The sequence below is a fragment of the Microcystis ichthyoblabe FBCC-A1114 genome (assembly GCF_050500245.1).
In the GTDB taxonomy this organism is placed as follows: domain Bacteria; phylum Cyanobacteriota; class Cyanobacteriia; order Cyanobacteriales; family Microcystaceae; genus Microcystis; species Microcystis ichthyoblabe_A.
The window spans coordinates 2,866,302-2,881,816 of sequence record NZ_CP191408.1 but is presented as its reverse complement, the minus strand read 5'-3'; the positions used below and the strand labels follow the sequence as shown (position 1 = coordinate 2,881,816).

General features: G+C 43.2%; 14 protein-coding genes and 1 pseudogene. 8 read left to right on the top strand and 7 right to left on the bottom strand.

The features are described from left to right. The first annotated feature begins 19 nt into the window (after positions 1-19). Complete coding sequence (gene cimA, locus ACQY1Y_RS13865; protein WP_002733550.1) at positions 20-1,660, top strand: citramalate synthase; 1,641 nt, start codon at positions 20-22, stop codon at positions 1,658-1,660. A gap of 492 nt (positions 1,661-2,152) precedes the next feature. Continuing rightward, positions 2,153-3,865: a hypothetical protein gene (locus ACQY1Y_RS13860; RefSeq protein ID WP_430012962.1), complete on the top strand. Its 1,713-nt coding sequence runs from the start codon at positions 2,153-2,155 to the stop codon at positions 3,863-3,865. Between the two features lie 176 nt (positions 3,866-4,041). On the opposite strand, the gene ACQY1Y_RS13855 is transcribed toward ACQY1Y_RS13860, so the two are convergent. The 6 genes from ACQY1Y_RS13855 to pilM form a co-directional block, all read right to left on the bottom strand. Further along, positions 4,042-4,536: a hypothetical protein gene (locus tag ACQY1Y_RS13855; protein WP_190357261.1), complete on the bottom strand. Its 495-nt coding sequence runs from the start codon at positions 4,534-4,536 to the stop codon at positions 4,042-4,044. An 88-nt stretch (positions 4,537-4,624) separates the two neighbouring features. Next, a complete protein-coding gene (locus ACQY1Y_RS13850) occupies positions 4,625-5,092 on the bottom strand; it encodes a type II toxin-antitoxin system VapC family toxin (protein WP_004158093.1) in 468 nt (155 codons plus the stop codon). Then, a complete protein-coding gene (locus ACQY1Y_RS13845; RefSeq protein ID WP_002775464.1) occupies positions 5,089-5,331 on the bottom strand; it encodes a hypothetical protein in 243 nt (80 codons plus the stop codon). The genes ACQY1Y_RS13850 and ACQY1Y_RS13845 overlap by 4 nt, the downstream gene beginning before the upstream one ends. Positions 5,332-5,620: 289 nt before the next feature. Further along, positions 5,621-6,085 (bottom strand): hypothetical protein, encoded by a 465-nt coding sequence (locus tag ACQY1Y_RS13840; RefSeq protein ID WP_002749361.1) that lies wholly within the window; start codon positions 6,083-6,085, stop codon positions 5,621-5,623. Positions 6,086-6,137: 52 nt separating this feature from the next. Further along, positions 6,138-6,917 (bottom strand): ABC transporter permease, encoded by a 780-nt coding sequence (locus ACQY1Y_RS13835; protein ID WP_024968879.1) that lies wholly within the window; start codon positions 6,915-6,917, stop codon positions 6,138-6,140. 442 nt (positions 6,918-7,359) lie between these two features. Next, the gene (gene pilM, locus ACQY1Y_RS13830; RefSeq protein ID WP_002792188.1) at positions 7,360-8,487 is read right to left on the bottom strand and encodes a type IV pilus assembly protein PilM; all 1,128 of its coding nucleotides are present in this window, start codon (positions 8,485-8,487) and stop codon (positions 7,360-7,362) included. A gap of 508 nt (positions 8,488-8,995) precedes the next feature. Here pilM and ilvC point away from each other — a divergent pair. Next, positions 8,996-9,988, top strand: coding sequence for a ketol-acid reductoisomerase (gene ilvC, locus ACQY1Y_RS13825; protein ID WP_004158090.1), 993 nt, complete (start codon positions 8,996-8,998; stop codon positions 9,986-9,988). A gap of 103 nt (positions 9,989-10,091) precedes the next feature. Here the strand turns inward: ilvC and ACQY1Y_RS13820 are convergent, their stop codons facing one another. Then, a complete protein-coding gene (locus tag ACQY1Y_RS13820; RefSeq protein WP_024971296.1) occupies positions 10,092-10,880 on the bottom strand; it encodes an ECF transporter S component in 789 nt (262 codons plus the stop codon). A gap of 303 nt (positions 10,881-11,183) precedes the next feature. On the opposite strand from ACQY1Y_RS13820, the gene ACQY1Y_RS13815 reads away from it, so the two are divergent. From ACQY1Y_RS13815 to ACQY1Y_RS13795, 5 genes and pseudogenes are all read left to right on the top strand, one after another. Then, complete coding sequence (locus tag ACQY1Y_RS13815) at positions 11,184-11,468, top strand: hypothetical protein (RefSeq protein WP_002775456.1); 285 nt, start codon at positions 11,184-11,186, stop codon at positions 11,466-11,468. 63 nt (positions 11,469-11,531) lie between these two features. After that, the gene (locus ACQY1Y_RS13810; protein WP_002775455.1) at positions 11,532-12,308 is read left to right on the top strand and encodes a M48 family metallopeptidase; all 777 of its coding nucleotides are present in this window, start codon (positions 11,532-11,534) and stop codon (positions 12,306-12,308) included. A gap of 356 nt (positions 12,309-12,664) precedes the next feature. Then, complete coding sequence (locus ACQY1Y_RS13805; RefSeq protein ID WP_430012961.1) at positions 12,665-12,841, top strand: hypothetical protein; 177 nt, start codon at positions 12,665-12,667, stop codon at positions 12,839-12,841. Between the two features lie 307 nt (positions 12,842-13,148). Further along, positions 13,149-15,260 (top strand): TIGR00300 family protein, encoded by a 2,112-nt coding sequence (locus ACQY1Y_RS13800; protein ID WP_430012960.1) that lies wholly within the window; start codon positions 13,149-13,151, stop codon positions 15,258-15,260. Between the two features lie 158 nt (positions 15,261-15,418). Beyond that, positions 15,419-15,484: pseudogene (locus ACQY1Y_RS13795) on the top strand (4-Cys prefix domain-containing protein); the annotation flags it as partial. Positions 15,485-15,515 lie beyond the last annotated feature (31 nt).

Below are 15,515 nucleotides of genomic sequence, written 5' to 3'. Positions count from 1 at the left end.
ACACCTATTGACTATTTCTATGAACAATGGTAAGCGCATTTGGGTCTATGACACTACTCTCCGGGATGGGGCCCAGCGAGAAGGTATTTCCCTCTCCCTAGAAGACAAAATTAAAATCGCTAGGGAATTAGATCGGATGGGTATTCCTTTTATCGAAGGCGGTTGGCCGGGCGCAAACCCTAGAGACGGTCAATTTTTCTGGAAAATGCACGAAAAACCCCTAAAACAAGCGGAATTAGTCGCTTTTTGTTCCACTCGTCGCCCCCATGTCGAAGCCCGAGAAGATCCGATGTTAACCGCCATTCTCGCAGCTAGAACCCGTTGGGTGACAATTTTCGGCAAATCTTGGGATCTGCACGTCACAGAGGGCTTAAAAACCAGTTTGGAGGAGAATTTAGCCATGATAGGAGATACGATCGAGTATCTACGCTGTCAGGGAAGACGAGTCATTTATGATGCCGAACATTGGTTTGATGGTTACAAAAATAACCCCGAATACGCCCTTTTAACCCTCAAAACCGCCAGGGATGCCGGGGCCGAATGGTTAGTTTTCTGTGATACCAACGGTGGCACTTTACCCCAAGAAATCGCCCCTATTGTGGAGAAAGTGCGGGAGCAATTGGGTATCGATCCTGATGAGGAAAATGCGCCTCAATTAGGCATTCATGCTCATAATGATGCAGGAACCGCCGTAGCTAACTCTTTAGCGGCAGTTAACGAGGGCGCACGCATGATTCAAGGCACAATTAACGGTTATGGGGAACGCTGCGGCAATGCCAATTTATGTACTTTAATTCCCAATCTTCAGTTAAAAATGGGCTTTTCTTGCCTAGAAGAAAATCAATTAGGCCGATTGACGGGAACTAGCCGAAAAATCAGCGAAATGGTCAATTTAGCCCCGGATGATCATGCTCCCTTCGTCGGACGTTCCGCTTTTGCCCATAAAGGCGGTATTCACGTTTCTGCGGTGGCGAAAAATCCCCTCACCTACGAACATATTAATCCAGAAGCGATCGGGAATCAGCGCCGCATCGTCATTTCTGACCAATCGGGATTAAGTAATGTCTTAGCGAAAGCGCGCAGTTTTGGCATCGATTTAAATAAAGATGATCCCACCTGTCGGCAAATATTGGAACGTTTAAAAATCTTAGAAAGTCAGGGTTATCAATTTGAGGCAGCCGAAGCTAGTTTTGAGTTATTAATGCGGGAAGCTTTGGGACAGAGAAGTCACCTTTTTGAATTAAAAGGATTCCAAGTTTATTGTGATATGCTCCGGGATAGTGGTAATGCGATTGCGACAATTAAAGTACAGGTAAAAGAGGAAGATTTATTAGAAGTGGCCGAAGGTAACGGTCCAGTGGCTGCTTTAGATCGGGCTTTAAGAAAGGCTTTAGTCAAATTCTATCCCGAAATTGCTAACTTTCACCTGACCGATTATAAAGTGAGAATTCTCGATAGTGGTTCGGGGACGGCAGCGAAAACTAGGGTTTTAATCGAGTCCAGTAACGGTCAACAAAGATGGACTACTGTGGGAGTGTCTAGTAATATTTTAGAAGCTTCCTATCAAGCAGTAGTAGAAGGAATTGAGTACGGTTTATATCTGCTGCAAAACAATAAACTAGAATTATCGGGTCAATTTTGTCCTTTAGGGACAATTTAGGGAACAGTAATCAGTTATCGGTTATCAGTTATCAGTTATCAAATTTGAGTTTTCACTGAACAGTTAACTACTGACTCCTATCTCCTGTCTCCTATCTCCCCTCTCCCCTGCTCCCTTCTCCCCTGTACCTTATACCTTTTAAACAGGATTTAGTACAATCTCGCCTTGACAGAGTTTAAACACTGATATATTATCAGAAAGAATCCATAATTCTTCCAACAAGAGAAAGCAAGCTTAACTAGGTAGGCTCTTCGTTACTTTTTATGGTTCGATAGGGTGGCATAAATAAACTAAATCCTTATCTGGCAAGAGATTTAATTGATTAGTTCGCTCTAGATCAAAAACAATTGACAAAAATCGCCAAACGTTTTTCTCTATAAGGGTTCCGTCCCTTATAACCCCCGTACATTGCATAACAGAAACCGAAGAACCACTAGGTAATTCAATTGCTCAGCCTGTTGAAGCTGTAAATTTCACATAAAATATTTATTTATGACTACACAAGCTATAGGAAAATCAATGACGTTATTGAATAATAAATCATTGAAAATTACTACATTTTTAACCATTGCATTGATTACTTGGATCGCCCACTTTTGGTATTTTAATCACTTGGGTCTATACGAAGATGATTACGCTTTCATCGGTAACATACTCACCATGGACTTTTCCAGATTTGTTGACTCTGTTAAGAACATGAATTTAGCATTTTTTCAAGGTAGAGTTGTCGGCTTTAACATCCTCTTCTTCTCTGCATACTTTGCTGGAAAATTGGGAGGATTGCCGCTTATTTATATAAGTGCCTATCTATTGGCATTAACCAATAATATCCTCTTTTATCTATTTCTCCAACGTCTCTGGAATCAACCTATTTTTGTCCTGACGGGTACCCTTGCATTTACTTTATTTCCTGCCGATAACACTAGGGCTTTTCTCACTCATATTCACATTTTGCCCGCCTTAACCTTTCTTTTACTAGCTTTTTTAAGTTATCTAAACGATAAAAAATTTTGGTCTTACCTATTGATTACTGCTTCTTTTCTTAGTTATGAGACCTGTTTTTTGCTGTTCATCACCGCACCTTTTCTAACCAAAAAGCCTCAGTCGGAGATATTTAAAGAATTAATTAAACATCTATTCATCTTAGGTACGATTTTCCTAGTGGTTTTAATTCTCAGAAAGTTGACTGGTGATGGCCGGGTTGGAGACTTAGATATAGCAACCGCTATTTCTACTCCGATTCGTCAAATAATTACCGGACCATTTGTCTGTTTAGGAACATTTGTCTATCGTCCTTGGCAAACTTTGCATAATCTCAGGGGAGAATTGTTAATTTTTGTGTCTCTTTCATTACTTATGTTGCTATGGCTATTCTTACAAAATTCTCGTTTTTCGGGACTGAATAGTGGGGAAAATTGGCCGATAATTAAACAGTTGAGCCTTTTGGGGATAAGTCTCTTATTCTTGGCCTATCCCTTAACTTTTACCGTTCCTGCTACCCTCATTAGTGGACGTGATTCCCGTGTTCATGCGGCTGCCGTGGTTGGAGCTTCTATTCTTGGGGGAATTCTTGGCTATTTGATTGTTTATTTAGCCAATAGTTATCGGCAAAAAAATCTTGCGGCTCTCCTCTTAGCGACTTATTTTTCTTTGTTGATTGGATTTGGAATTATCGTGCAACAGCAAAATAAACTAAGTTGGAAATATCAGCAAGCTTTTTGGGCTGATGTTATACAATTAGCCCCCGATCTGAACGATGGACAAGTTATTTTAGTCGATGCTCCTAGTCTACCTTGGGGAAGTCAGTTGTATCCTTTTGCTTGGTCTATGCCCAGTGTAGTCGGTCAACTTTATCAATTTCCTTGGCAATGGAAAAACGTTCCTAAACTATATAAACTCAATCCTGATTGGCAGCTAAAAATCGCTGCCAATGGAGAAATAGCTTTAAATAACGACAATGGATTATTGTTCTTTTATTATCCCTGGGAACCCGCTCGCCAAGTTAAAACTTCGGAAATTATTTTGTTACAGGAAAAAGATGGGAAACTTGTCCGCACAACTACCCCAATTGTTGCAGGAGCTAAGAAATTTTCCTTTAAACCCCTGACTAATTCAACTATAGATTCTTTCGATAAAGTATATCTGTACGATTATTTAATCGCTCCTAACAATAAAAAATCTGTCAATTATTTTCAACCTTTTTAAGGTTAGTCAATGTCGAGTAAAATTTAGCCTTTCTGATTAAGTTTTTGCCGTCTTTAATCACTCTTTTATACCAATTCTCTCTAGGCAAATTACAGATTGAATCTAAGTCCCTCTTAAAAAGGAAAATTTAGAGGAAGCAAATTTTTGTAGTCAGACTTTGGAGCAGTTAAATAACCCTAGGATAATAATCTAGTAACAAAAGAATTTTGCCAACGACGGGCTAAGGCCCGTAGATACATATTAACGGGAAACTGATAATATTCGATAATTAACCAGAGTAAACAAATAGCATGGCAAATAAAGGTTAAAATCGACCAAAATAGAGGCACCCATGACAAAGGACTCCCCTCGACTGGAGGAAAAAGATAGGCTCCCGTAGCCACAATTGCTGTGGGAAAAATCACAAATCCTAAACCGATAATTAAGTAAAAACCTGCCATCTCGATTCCTTCTCTCGGTAAACCCTGCCAATACTTACCATTCCAATACCAAGTTAAGGGTAATTGACTATCGGCCATTTTTAAAAGCTGTCTTTCTAAATTAGCAGTAAAAATGTGTTGACAAAAGTTACAAGCATAGGCTTCCATTAGGGGTAAAGTGGCAATTTTACCATGGCGACAGACGGGACAAGAATAGGTATCGTGATAGTTTAATCGGGTTGGCTCGGTCATGGTAATCTGAGTAAGAGTAAAAAAGGCCATTGCAGATAATTAACTTTTCCCTATTGATAACGATTGAGTTATGCGGCGCTCGCCAACACTATGGCTCATTAGTATCAAACGGGTTCAAATCTTGTGGATGAGTTAGGGTAATACTTGATATACCCGCTAAATCACTGGGATTAAAGGTCAACAGATGTGTCATTTCATTGGCAAGCATAGCCGCAACGAGACGAACATCATGAGTGCGTTTACCCATCACTCTGTTAGTTGTGACTAAGTTCAGCCAATTTGTAAAAATCTGCCGAGATTCTGCCAAGACTGGAAAACGAGCGAGAAGTTGATCTATCATGCTTCTGGTTTGTTCTACAGACCAACCCAAACCATTGACTTCAGTTGGTCTGGTGGCAACAACCCAAAACTCAATTATTACTTGTGTCGCAAGGAAACATTCATCTGATTGCATGAGCAGACGAGAAACTGCATTGGTTGCCAGCTTATGCTGTAGGTCGGAACAATTGCACAATCGCATAACAATATTAGTGTCAAGTAAATATCTCGTCATCATTCGTAAATACTATCGCGACTAAAGGCTTCATCTCCTAGACTCGGACTATCTTTGGGAAGTTGTAACACCCATTCACGCAATTCCCTAGCTCTCTGGGATGGTGTTGCTCTTTGCCAAAGCGGAACAGACGATGGGACTTGTCCAGACTGAAACTCAAGGTCGGCTATGAAATCAGCAATCTTTTTCAGTTGATCATCGTTTAGTTTATCTAATTCTTTCTTAAGATCTTCTCGCAGCATAGGTCGGTTTTGAGAAAATAGACACTCTCTATAGTAACCGATATGCTCCTAGCCGTTTGGCTCAGGTGCTTGTTTATACGATCGGCTCTAAATAATCTCCCTGATTAGGCTAGACTCAAGTTGCCAGCTTAAAAAGTCTCTGGTGGTAATGCTAAATCTCGTTATTACAGACTGATTATCTATTTCTCCTTTTGCCTATTGCAAGAGTGCCTATTGCCTCTCCTGATATGTAGCCTATACTCAACGGATTTAGTATGACATCTAATTCGCCTTGATTAAGGATAACTAATTAAGCAAGATTGGCAGGAATTGTCCCCAGTTTTTGTAGTTGTTTTTCAATATTAGCCTTTAATTGGATCCGGGAGATTTCTTTTCCTGTTTGAGCGGTGTGTGCATTTTCCAGAAAAATAATACTATCTACTTTTTCTACGGCAAATAATTGGAATAAAAGATGGGTTACAGGAATCAGGAGCGTTGATAGGGGTGAATTAGCAGTATTTTGGGCAGATATGGCCATTTTTTCCGTAGCAAAAGCATAGATCACCCTTTTTTCCTGTTCTGGCTGCTGCCGATGAGCTAAGGTGGTTAGTAACCAATCACCTTGGCTATTCTGAACTACATAGTATTGTAAATGTTTTAACTGTCTAGCAAAAGCTGCAAGGACGGGATTAACCGCTTCGTCCATGACCACGGTTGCCAGTCCGTAATTGACCGCTTCTCGACTTAAAATATGCAGTTGGGCCTTTAATTTCATGGCTAATCATCTCTATAAACTAATCGATGGCGATGACATTCGGCAACCCCATTTAAAATTGTCGTCGTGAAAAGATGAGGATGGAGATACCCAATAATAGACCAGTATAAACGAGACTGTAGAGGGCATTAGCGATTAAGACATCAGCACTAGGGAGCAAACCATAAACGGCCTCATTTCTAAAATTTAATCTTTCCAAATCTGGGAGAATTAGATAAATATTTTTGGTGATAGCGAGAATATTGGGATTTTTGCTGATTATACCCAATTGGATCAGGTCTTTGCTGATGTGACCCATTAGATAGACCCCAAAAGTCATTAGCGTGGCTAAAATCGAACTGGTAAATACCCCAAAAGCGATCGCCACGGCTGCGATCAGAATTAATTCCAAACCGAGATAGAAAACCGAGACAATCAGGGGTAAAGCTTGAAAAGATACTTTCATCCCCAGCAACATCAGCAGGTAAATCACCAACATTACCCCCAACATCACCGCTAAAACCCCGGACAAACCCAAGTGTTTACCAAGGATAAATTCGGCCCGACTCAGGGGTTTAGGAATCAAAACTAAAATAGTTCTCTTGTCAATTTCCTGATTAATTAGCCCTGTACCCACAAAAACCGCGACAATTACCCCTAATAGTCCGATAGCGGCTAATCCCAAGTCAAGAAAGATTTTCTGATGGGTTCCCACCGCAATTTCTGGTAATAAACGCCAAGCGAAGGCCATCAACAAGGCAAAAAACCCGATAAAGTAAAGAATGCGATCGCGAATAACCTCGCGAAAACTGTTAGCTGCGATTGCCCAGATTCTCAGGATGCTGATACCCATAGCCTTTCATCAAAAGAACTCTTGCCAATTAATTATATGTTATGGTCATGGGTTAACTAATTTTCCCCAAAAAATTAGTTAGTTCATTTGTTATGAATGAAAACCTGAAGTTTAACTTTTAACCCAAAACTCTTTAGATATGCTTTAATTTGGTTGTCAAAACCTCTTTATTTAGGGTTTGCTGAAAAAGTTTGTTGGTGGGGTTAGGAGTGAGTAGCCGGTCGTCAGGAGTCGGGAGTTTCAGGCTTTGTTGCCCTGCTTCTTTGTACCAGTTTATCTACTAAAAAAAGAATAAGGCCAGGTTTTTGAATGTCCCAATCCGATTTTCGCAGCATGAACATTGGATTTTAACAGGTCAAAAGTCTTATTTTAAAAGGGTTTTACTATTATTCAGCCAACCCTAATTAGTAGCGTATGTAAGTGTATGTTAACAAAACGTTAGCTAATTGTCAACCTCCCGCAATCCTAAACCGAGGACTGTTCCTAAACCAGGTCTTTCGGCATTAGGAATCTCTTGAGTTGTATCTAAGTTCAGTGATGTGATGGGATCGATTACCGTGGTGGGGACGTTGAGACGTTGAGTAAAATATTCGTCTAGTTGCGCTAAACCGCCCCCGGGACCGGCTAAAAGTAACTGGACAATTTCCATTTCCAGTTCATCACTTTGGTTAAGATAGAAATTAATCGATCGCCGCAATTCATCGGTTAATTCCCCTAAAACCCGCATCAGTGCCGCAATCCCGGCGGTAGTAAAGGTTCTGGAAGCACCGGTATTGGTGTCAAGACTATCAAAGGCAGTGATCGGGATTGTCATCCCCAAAAGAATCTCAGGACTGCGGGGGGTGGGCAAATTCATCGCCCTGGAAATGGCGTTTTGTAGCTGGAAAGTGCCGATGGGGACAGTGCGGGAAAATTGGGGAACGCCGTCCACCACGATGGCAATTTCCGTGTTATCAAATTCTATATCGACAATAACGGTAGCTTCATTGGAACTAAACTGTCGCAACTGATCGCGAATCGTCCGAATTAGGGAAAAACTATTAATTTCTAGCACATCTACCTGTAATCCTGCCCGTTGCAGGGTCTCCAGATAGGCATCGGTGATCTCCCGACGAGTAGCTACCAGCAAAACCTGCACCTTTTCGATGCCGTCTTCATCCTGAAAGTAGCCCAGTTTTTGGTAGTCGATATCCACTTCCTCCCGCGGATAGGGAAGGTATAAATTAGCTTCATGATTTAAGACCAGATCGCGCAATTCCTCCTCGTCCAATTCCGAGGGAATAGGGATAATCCGGATAATTGACTCGCGCATGGGGACAGCAGTAGCGACTCGTTTGCTGTTAATTTTATTTTCCTTGAGGACTTCTTGGATTAATTCCGCTAAAGCGACGGAATCGACGATTTTTCCCTCCTCAAAGATGCCTTCTGGGATATCCGACGAACAACATTTAACTAATTTATAATTTTGTTTCTGTTTGGCGATCTGAACCACGTTAAGGCGCTCTGGGGTAATCTCTAACCCAATACCTTGAGTTTTTTTTGTCAATAGCTTCTTAAAAAAACTTACCATAGATTTTCTGGGGCAGGTCTAAGGGAATTGGTGATCAACAAAGCCAATAATCTTGATCTTTTCACCTGATTTTATTTAGTATCGATCAAGGCAGTAAATCAGTCTATAAACGATCCTAACTGGGTAATTTACCCAGAACAGGTGAAAATCGAGGGGGAGAGAAGCTATTTCTGCACTAATATTAACCTGATTATCTGTGTTCAGACCGAGGTTAATCCTAACTGGATAGGAGCAGAGGAAGCAGCTATTGATGATGATATTGTAATCAATTTTGGTGAAAGAACCAAGTCCAAGCTAAAAATTGGCCATTATCCCCCCCTTCTGCTCCACTAGATCAAGTCAGCTTTCCCTAGTTAGAGTACCCAAATATCTCGAGAAAATTTGAATTTTCTCGACACTATTTTTTCTTGACTCCTAGAAATAGGCGATCAAATGCTTCTGACGGGCGTGATTTTCGCGTATAATTAGGAGTTTGCACAGTGACAAAAAAATTTAAGGAGCGAGTTCGATGGCACGAATGTACTATGATGAGGATGCCAATTTAGACTTATTAGCGGGGAAAACGATCGCTATTATTGGTTATGGTTCCCAGGGTCATGCCCACGCATTAAATCTCAAGGATAGTGGCGTTAATGTGATTGTTGGTCTATATCCCGGCAGTAAATCGGCCATCAAAGCCAAAGAAGCCGGTATTCCGGTTTATGATGTGGCCGAAGCCGCTAAAATTGCCGACTGGATCATGATCCTCTTACCAGATGAAGTGCAGAAAACGATTTATCTCCACGAAATTGCCCCGAATTTAAGCGCAGGCAAGGTGTTATCTTTTGCCCACGGCTTTAATATTCATTTCGGTCAAGTGGTTCCCCCGGATAATGTCGATGTGGTTATGGTTGCCCCCAAAGGACCGGGCCATCTCGTCCGTCGCACCTACGAACAAGGTCAAGGAGTCCCCTGTTTATTCGCCGTCTATCAAGATGCTACCGGCCAAGCACGCGATCGGGCAATGGCCTACGCTAAAGGTATTGGTGGCACTCGGGCCGGGGTTTTGGAAACCACTTTCCGCGAGGAGACAGAAACCGACCTTTTTGGCGAACAAGCAGTATTATGCGGCGGTTTAAGTGCTTTAATTAAAGCTGGCTTTGAAACCCTCGTAGAAGCCGGTTATCAGCCCGAATTAGCCTATTTTGAGTGTTTACACGAGGTAAAACTGATCGTCGATCTGATCGTCGAGGGCGGTTTAGCCAAAATGCGCGATAGTATTTCCAATACAGCCGAGTACGGTGACTACACTCGCGGTCCGCGGGTGGTGACGGAAGCAACTAAGGCCGAAATGCGGAAAATCCTCCTGGAAATTCAATCGGGACAATTTGCCAGAGAGTTTGTCCTCGAAAATCAAGCTGGTAAACCGGGTTTCACCGCTATGCGTCGTCAAGAAGCAGAACATTCGATCGAAGAAGTCGGCCAAGATCTGCGGGCGATGATGAGTTGGCTAAAACGCTAGTTCTCTTTTTTTTCGGTGTCGGGTTGGACGCGACCCCAGAATTCTTACCGTTGTGTCCGCCCCGACACCCTACTCCCCACTCCCCAAAGGGAAAACTTCCATTTTAGTAGATCGCCTCTCTTGATTTAACCAGACCGATCGCCCGTAAACCGGCAATGACACCACAACCGATCACCATACCGACGAGGGAACGAATCAGATTTTCTATGGGAACGATCCCAATTAAAGCGATCCAGACTTCTTCTGGCCAGTTAAAAATCGAGTAGGTAATGGCGACGGCTCCTAAATGGGAGAGGCCGCTGGCGGTCCAGGTACCCCCAAAAATTCCCGCCGCTACTAGGGCTAAATTGCTACCTTTGATCCAATGGGGAAAAAGAGTCCGGGTCGGTAGGATAAATAATACCAAAGCCGACCAATCGACGAAAGCGCCAGCAATAAAGACTTGTGGCGAAATGCCGTTCAGTCCGATCGCCCGGTTAGCGTAGATAAACAGGGGAATCAGAAAAATTAACGTCAATCCTAACCACCAATAACGGCGTTTTTTGCCTAAAACCATCGTTCCCGCCACAAAACTGGCTATAATTGCCCCAAAGACCGAAATAGCGGGAATTCCTGCCGTGTAGGGGGCAAGAAAAGCCCCAATTAAGGACCCAATGCCACTAGCGATCGCCCCAGCGATCGGGCCGAGTAACCAACCCAAAAGGGGAAAAACCGCTTGACTGAGGGGCATACTACCGCCGGAAGCGAGGACAATGGAGAAGGGAATAAAAGAAAGGGTAGTGACAATGGCCGCTAAGACGACAATATAGGCGATCGGCGCCCCATCAATAGCGGCACTACTGACAGCTTCTACTTTGCGTTCTTCCCCTTCGGGGATAATATCTAGGGTCATAGATGAAAGGGTAATTCTAACTTTTCTATCATCCTCTGGTTTTATCCGCTTCGGGCAGTTAATGGTCAACGTTATAGCACGGGATTTGAGCAAGCGGAAAGGAGGCAGTCGCTGCATCCATACCGGTGTACGCTCCTGTGGGGAATTCCTCTGCTATATTTTTCTTAACCAAGAATCTTAATGATATTTTAAGATTTTTTAAAAAACCGCCCCTAGCTGAGATGAACGTATATCCTAGAGGGGAGCGAGTATAAATTCTTATTCCCGTTCGATCGCCCCCCAATTCTCTGGAGATCAGCACCCATGCTTACTTTGCTCCGTTCTCTGCTATTTTCCACCCTATTAAGTTTTGTTGCTCCCGTCCTCCTGGTGGGTTCGATTTTAACTGCTTTATTCGCCACCAGTCACGTCCCCGGCTTTACTTGGGTTTCTCAGACTGTTTTTAGCCAAATTCTGCAATTTTTAACCATTTTCGGTGACGGTTATCCCCTACAAGGAATGTTAACCATCGCTGTTACTTTTGCTTTTGTTGGCAGTTTATTCGATTTATTTAACTTTTACGTCTATCAAACCAATCGGGGACAGTAACAGACAAAGGGTGATAGACAATGTCTAGAATAAGAATGAGGTTTTTATGGGATCGAATCGTCTATGCGCCTTATTTTCTCCCGTTTTTGGCTATTAACAATAATTTCTCTGCTGCTCAGCCTGAGTATCGGGATTATCAATCCCCAAAACAGTTCCGCGCTCTCGTGGATGGATTTACTTTTTCGGGGTGTGCAAGTTATTCAACTCTCCACTATTTCTCCTCAGCAGGAAGTCGCCATCGGTAGGCAGATTAATCAAGGTTTATTAGAATCAGGTAAGGTGAAACTGTCCAAAGATGCCAGAATTAACCAATATGTCCAAGAAATCGGGCAGCAATTAGCGGCAACTAGCGATCGCCCTGACCTTCCCTACACTTTTCAAGTGGTGCGCGACAATAGCATTAACGCCTTCGCAACTATGGGCGGATTTGTCTATTTACACACGGGATTGATTAAAACTACTGATAATGAGGCCGAATTAGCCAGCGTGATTGCCCATGAAATCGGCCATATCGTTGGTCGTCATTCTATCACCCAATTACGCAATACTGCCCTCGCCCAAGGACTTCTCAGTGCGGCGGGATTAGAGACAAAAACTTGGGTACAATTGGCGGTTAATCTCGCCTATAATCTGCCCAATAGTCGCAAGGATGAATTAGAAGCGGACCGACTGGGTTTAACAAATTTGGCCAGGGCTGGTTATGAACCCACGGCGATGATCTCCTTTATGCAAAAATTAACACAACAGGGGGGTTCTACCCCGACAATTCTCAGCACCCATCCGGCTACAAGCGATCGCATTGTGGCACTGCAAAAACAGCTTAATTCGGTTAATAACTGAACTTCCCCCAGACATTATTCTTCTCCCGAATGGCGATCGCTATTCCCCTGCTCTCATGACTTTTTGTTGGGTTTCCTTGGGTCAACCCAACCGGTTTAGCGGTGGACGTTCCACAGAGGCTAAGATCGATATATTTCTCCACGAAAATTTAGTTAGGACTTGCTGAATAAATCTAAAAACCTTGCTGGGTAAGACTTTTAGACTTTTTGTCAATCAAAAAGTACCAAATATGGGAGTGATCGGGGGGAAAATTCAGGGACTTTTTCCCTGAAAATTAGGTAATTGACCCCCTCAAAATCGGTAAAACCCTATACCCCACACCCCACACCCCACACCCTACCCCCACGAAAAACTTTTTGCCGCAAACCCTAGTTAGAGATGCAATTAAAGTCGTTTCTGATAATTCCTATGTGCAGTCTCACCTAATTTGGCGGATAATGGATGCGGCTGCTACCGTCGATCCTAACTGGTTGATCGATCATGTACGTCCTGCTGCGGAAAAGATACTCGACGAAAAAAGGGCTGATCCCTAGGAAGAAGCAATTAAATGGCTGATTATATGTCGGGAAGACGGGAAGAATGGCAAACTTATCGGGAAAGTTTAATTAAGGAACATGGACGCAAATCGAAATTTATGGGGTTATTTAAACATCAGGATTTACAATAATTTAAGCTTCTAGCCGTCAGTTATCGGCTAAAACCGGGCTGTTTTTAGCTTGTAGAACGGGAATTGTCCTAATCTTAGGCCTAGTGACATTTCGGGGCAAAGTGGAGTATAATGGAAGATTGGTCTAAACTTATCTCCAGACTACTTATACTGAATATTCATTGTCAAAAAATATGACTGAAACTATTCGCTTTTTGATGTGTTCTCCCGATCATTACGATGTGGATTATGTGATTAATCCTTGGATGGAGGGCAACATTCACAAATCTTCCCAGGAAAAAGCTAGGCAACAATGGCAGCAGCTTTATCATGTTCTCAAAGATCGGGCGCTCGTGGATTTAGTCCCACCAGAAAAAGGCTGGCCCGACATGGTTTTTACCGCTAATGCAGGTTTAGTTCTGGAAAAAATAGTCGTTCTCAGTCGCTTTTTACACAAAGAAAGACAGGGAGAAGAACCCTATTTTAAACAGTGGTTTGAAGATAACGGTTTTACAGTTCACGAACTGCCCAAAGATTTACCCTTTGAAGGTGCAGGAGACGCATTATTAGATCGGGAAGGACGTTGGTTATGGGCAGGATATGGCTTCAGAACTGAGTTAGATTCCCACCCTTTAATCGCTAAATGGCTCGATATCGAGGTTTTATCCCTACGTTTAATCGATGAACGTTTCTATCACCTTGATACCTGTTTTTGTCCCCTTAGTGGCGGTTATCTACTCTACTATCCCGATGCTTTTGATGCCTATTCTAATCGGTTAATTGAGTTAAAAATTCCCGAAGAAAAACGCATTATCGTTGAAGAAGCCGATGCGGTTAACTTTGCTTGTAATGCAGTAAATATTGGTCAAGTAATCGTCATGAATAAAATTAGTGACGATTTACAACATAAGTTAGCGTCAAAAAGCTTTGAAGTGGTACAAACTCCCCTGACGGAGTTCTTAAAAGCAGGAGGAGCCGCCAAATGTTTAACCCTGCGTACCACCGAACCCTTAATTCCAGACCATCACGCTAATGTCACCATTGAAAGTCGCATTCTCCAGCTAGAAGGTCATCTGCTCGACGCGGGAATTATGAATAAAGCTCTCGATGTTGTGGTGGGAAATGGGGGCAGCTTCAAGGTTTTAAACTTCACCTTAGGGATTGAGCGCCAAAGTACCTCCTCGGCCGAAGTGCGCGTTTCTGCACCCTCTCACGAGGTAATGGAGGAGATCATGGTACAATTGATCGACCTCGGTGCGGCCGCTCGTCCCCAAGAAATCTGTGATGTCAATACCGCCATTGTCGCTCAAGATGGGGTCGCTCCCGATGATTTTTATGTCAGCACCATCTATCCCACGGAAGTGCGGGTTAACTGTGAATGGGTGCGGGTGGAAAATCAACGCATGGATGCAGCCATCGTCGTCACTGAAAGTCCGGAAGGCAAAACGGCGAAATGTACTCTGCTGCGGGATTTAAAAGCTGGCGATCGCGTTATGGTGGGAGTTGAGGGCATCCGTACTATCCGACAGGCGGAATCCAGGGAACAACGCAACAGCACCCAGGAATTTACCTTTATGGGTGCGGGGGTTTCCAGCGAGCGCCGAGTCGAGTTAACCGTGGAGCAGATTGCCTGGGAAATGCGTAAAATTCGCGACCAGGGCGGTAAAGTGGTAGTAACGGCAGGTCCCGTGGTCATTCACACTGGAGGAGCGCAACATCTCTCCCGTTTAATCCGCGATGGTTACGTTCACGCTTTACTGGGGGGAAATGCGATCGCAGTTCACGACATGGAACAGGCGATCATGGGTACTTCTTTAGGGGTAGATATGCAGAAAGGCATCCCCGTGCGCGGTGGCCATCGTCACCACCTCAAGATTATCAACCTCATCCGTCGCCACGGCAGCATCGCCAAAGCTGTATCGGCCGGGGTATTGACAAAAGGTGTAATGTATGAATGCGTCAAGAATAATGTCCCCTTCAGTCTAGCTGGTTCAATTCGCGATGATGGTCCGCTTCCGGATACGGAGATGGATTTAATTAAAGCACAGGAAGAATATTCGCGCTTAATTCAAGGTGCAGACATGATTCTCATGCTCTCTAGTATGCTCCATTCCATCGGTGTGGGCAATATGACACCGGCGGGGGTGAAAATGGTCTGTGTTGATATTAACCCGGCCGTGGTGACAAAATTAAGCGATCGAGGTTCTGTAGAATCCGTGGGTATCGTCACCGATGTGGGTTTATTCCTGAGTCTGTTAACCCAACAGTTGGATAAGTTAACCCGTCCCTTGGTAGAAACGGTTTAAAACCGCAAATAGATATCGGGTGGGTTACGCTTTGCTAACTCACCTATTTTTATCGATATTTTCAACCAATTATCAGAGAAAATTTGCCCACTAGAGTCGCCCTAGCTTGCTTTCTTTTTGTATAATAGGGCTTATCTTCCCATACTTGTCAAACAGCCATGAGTCTCTGTCTCAATCCCGATTGTTCGCACCAAAACACCCCCACGGATAAATTCTGTCATAAGATAGAGCCTCGTAGGTTGGGTTGAGCGAAAC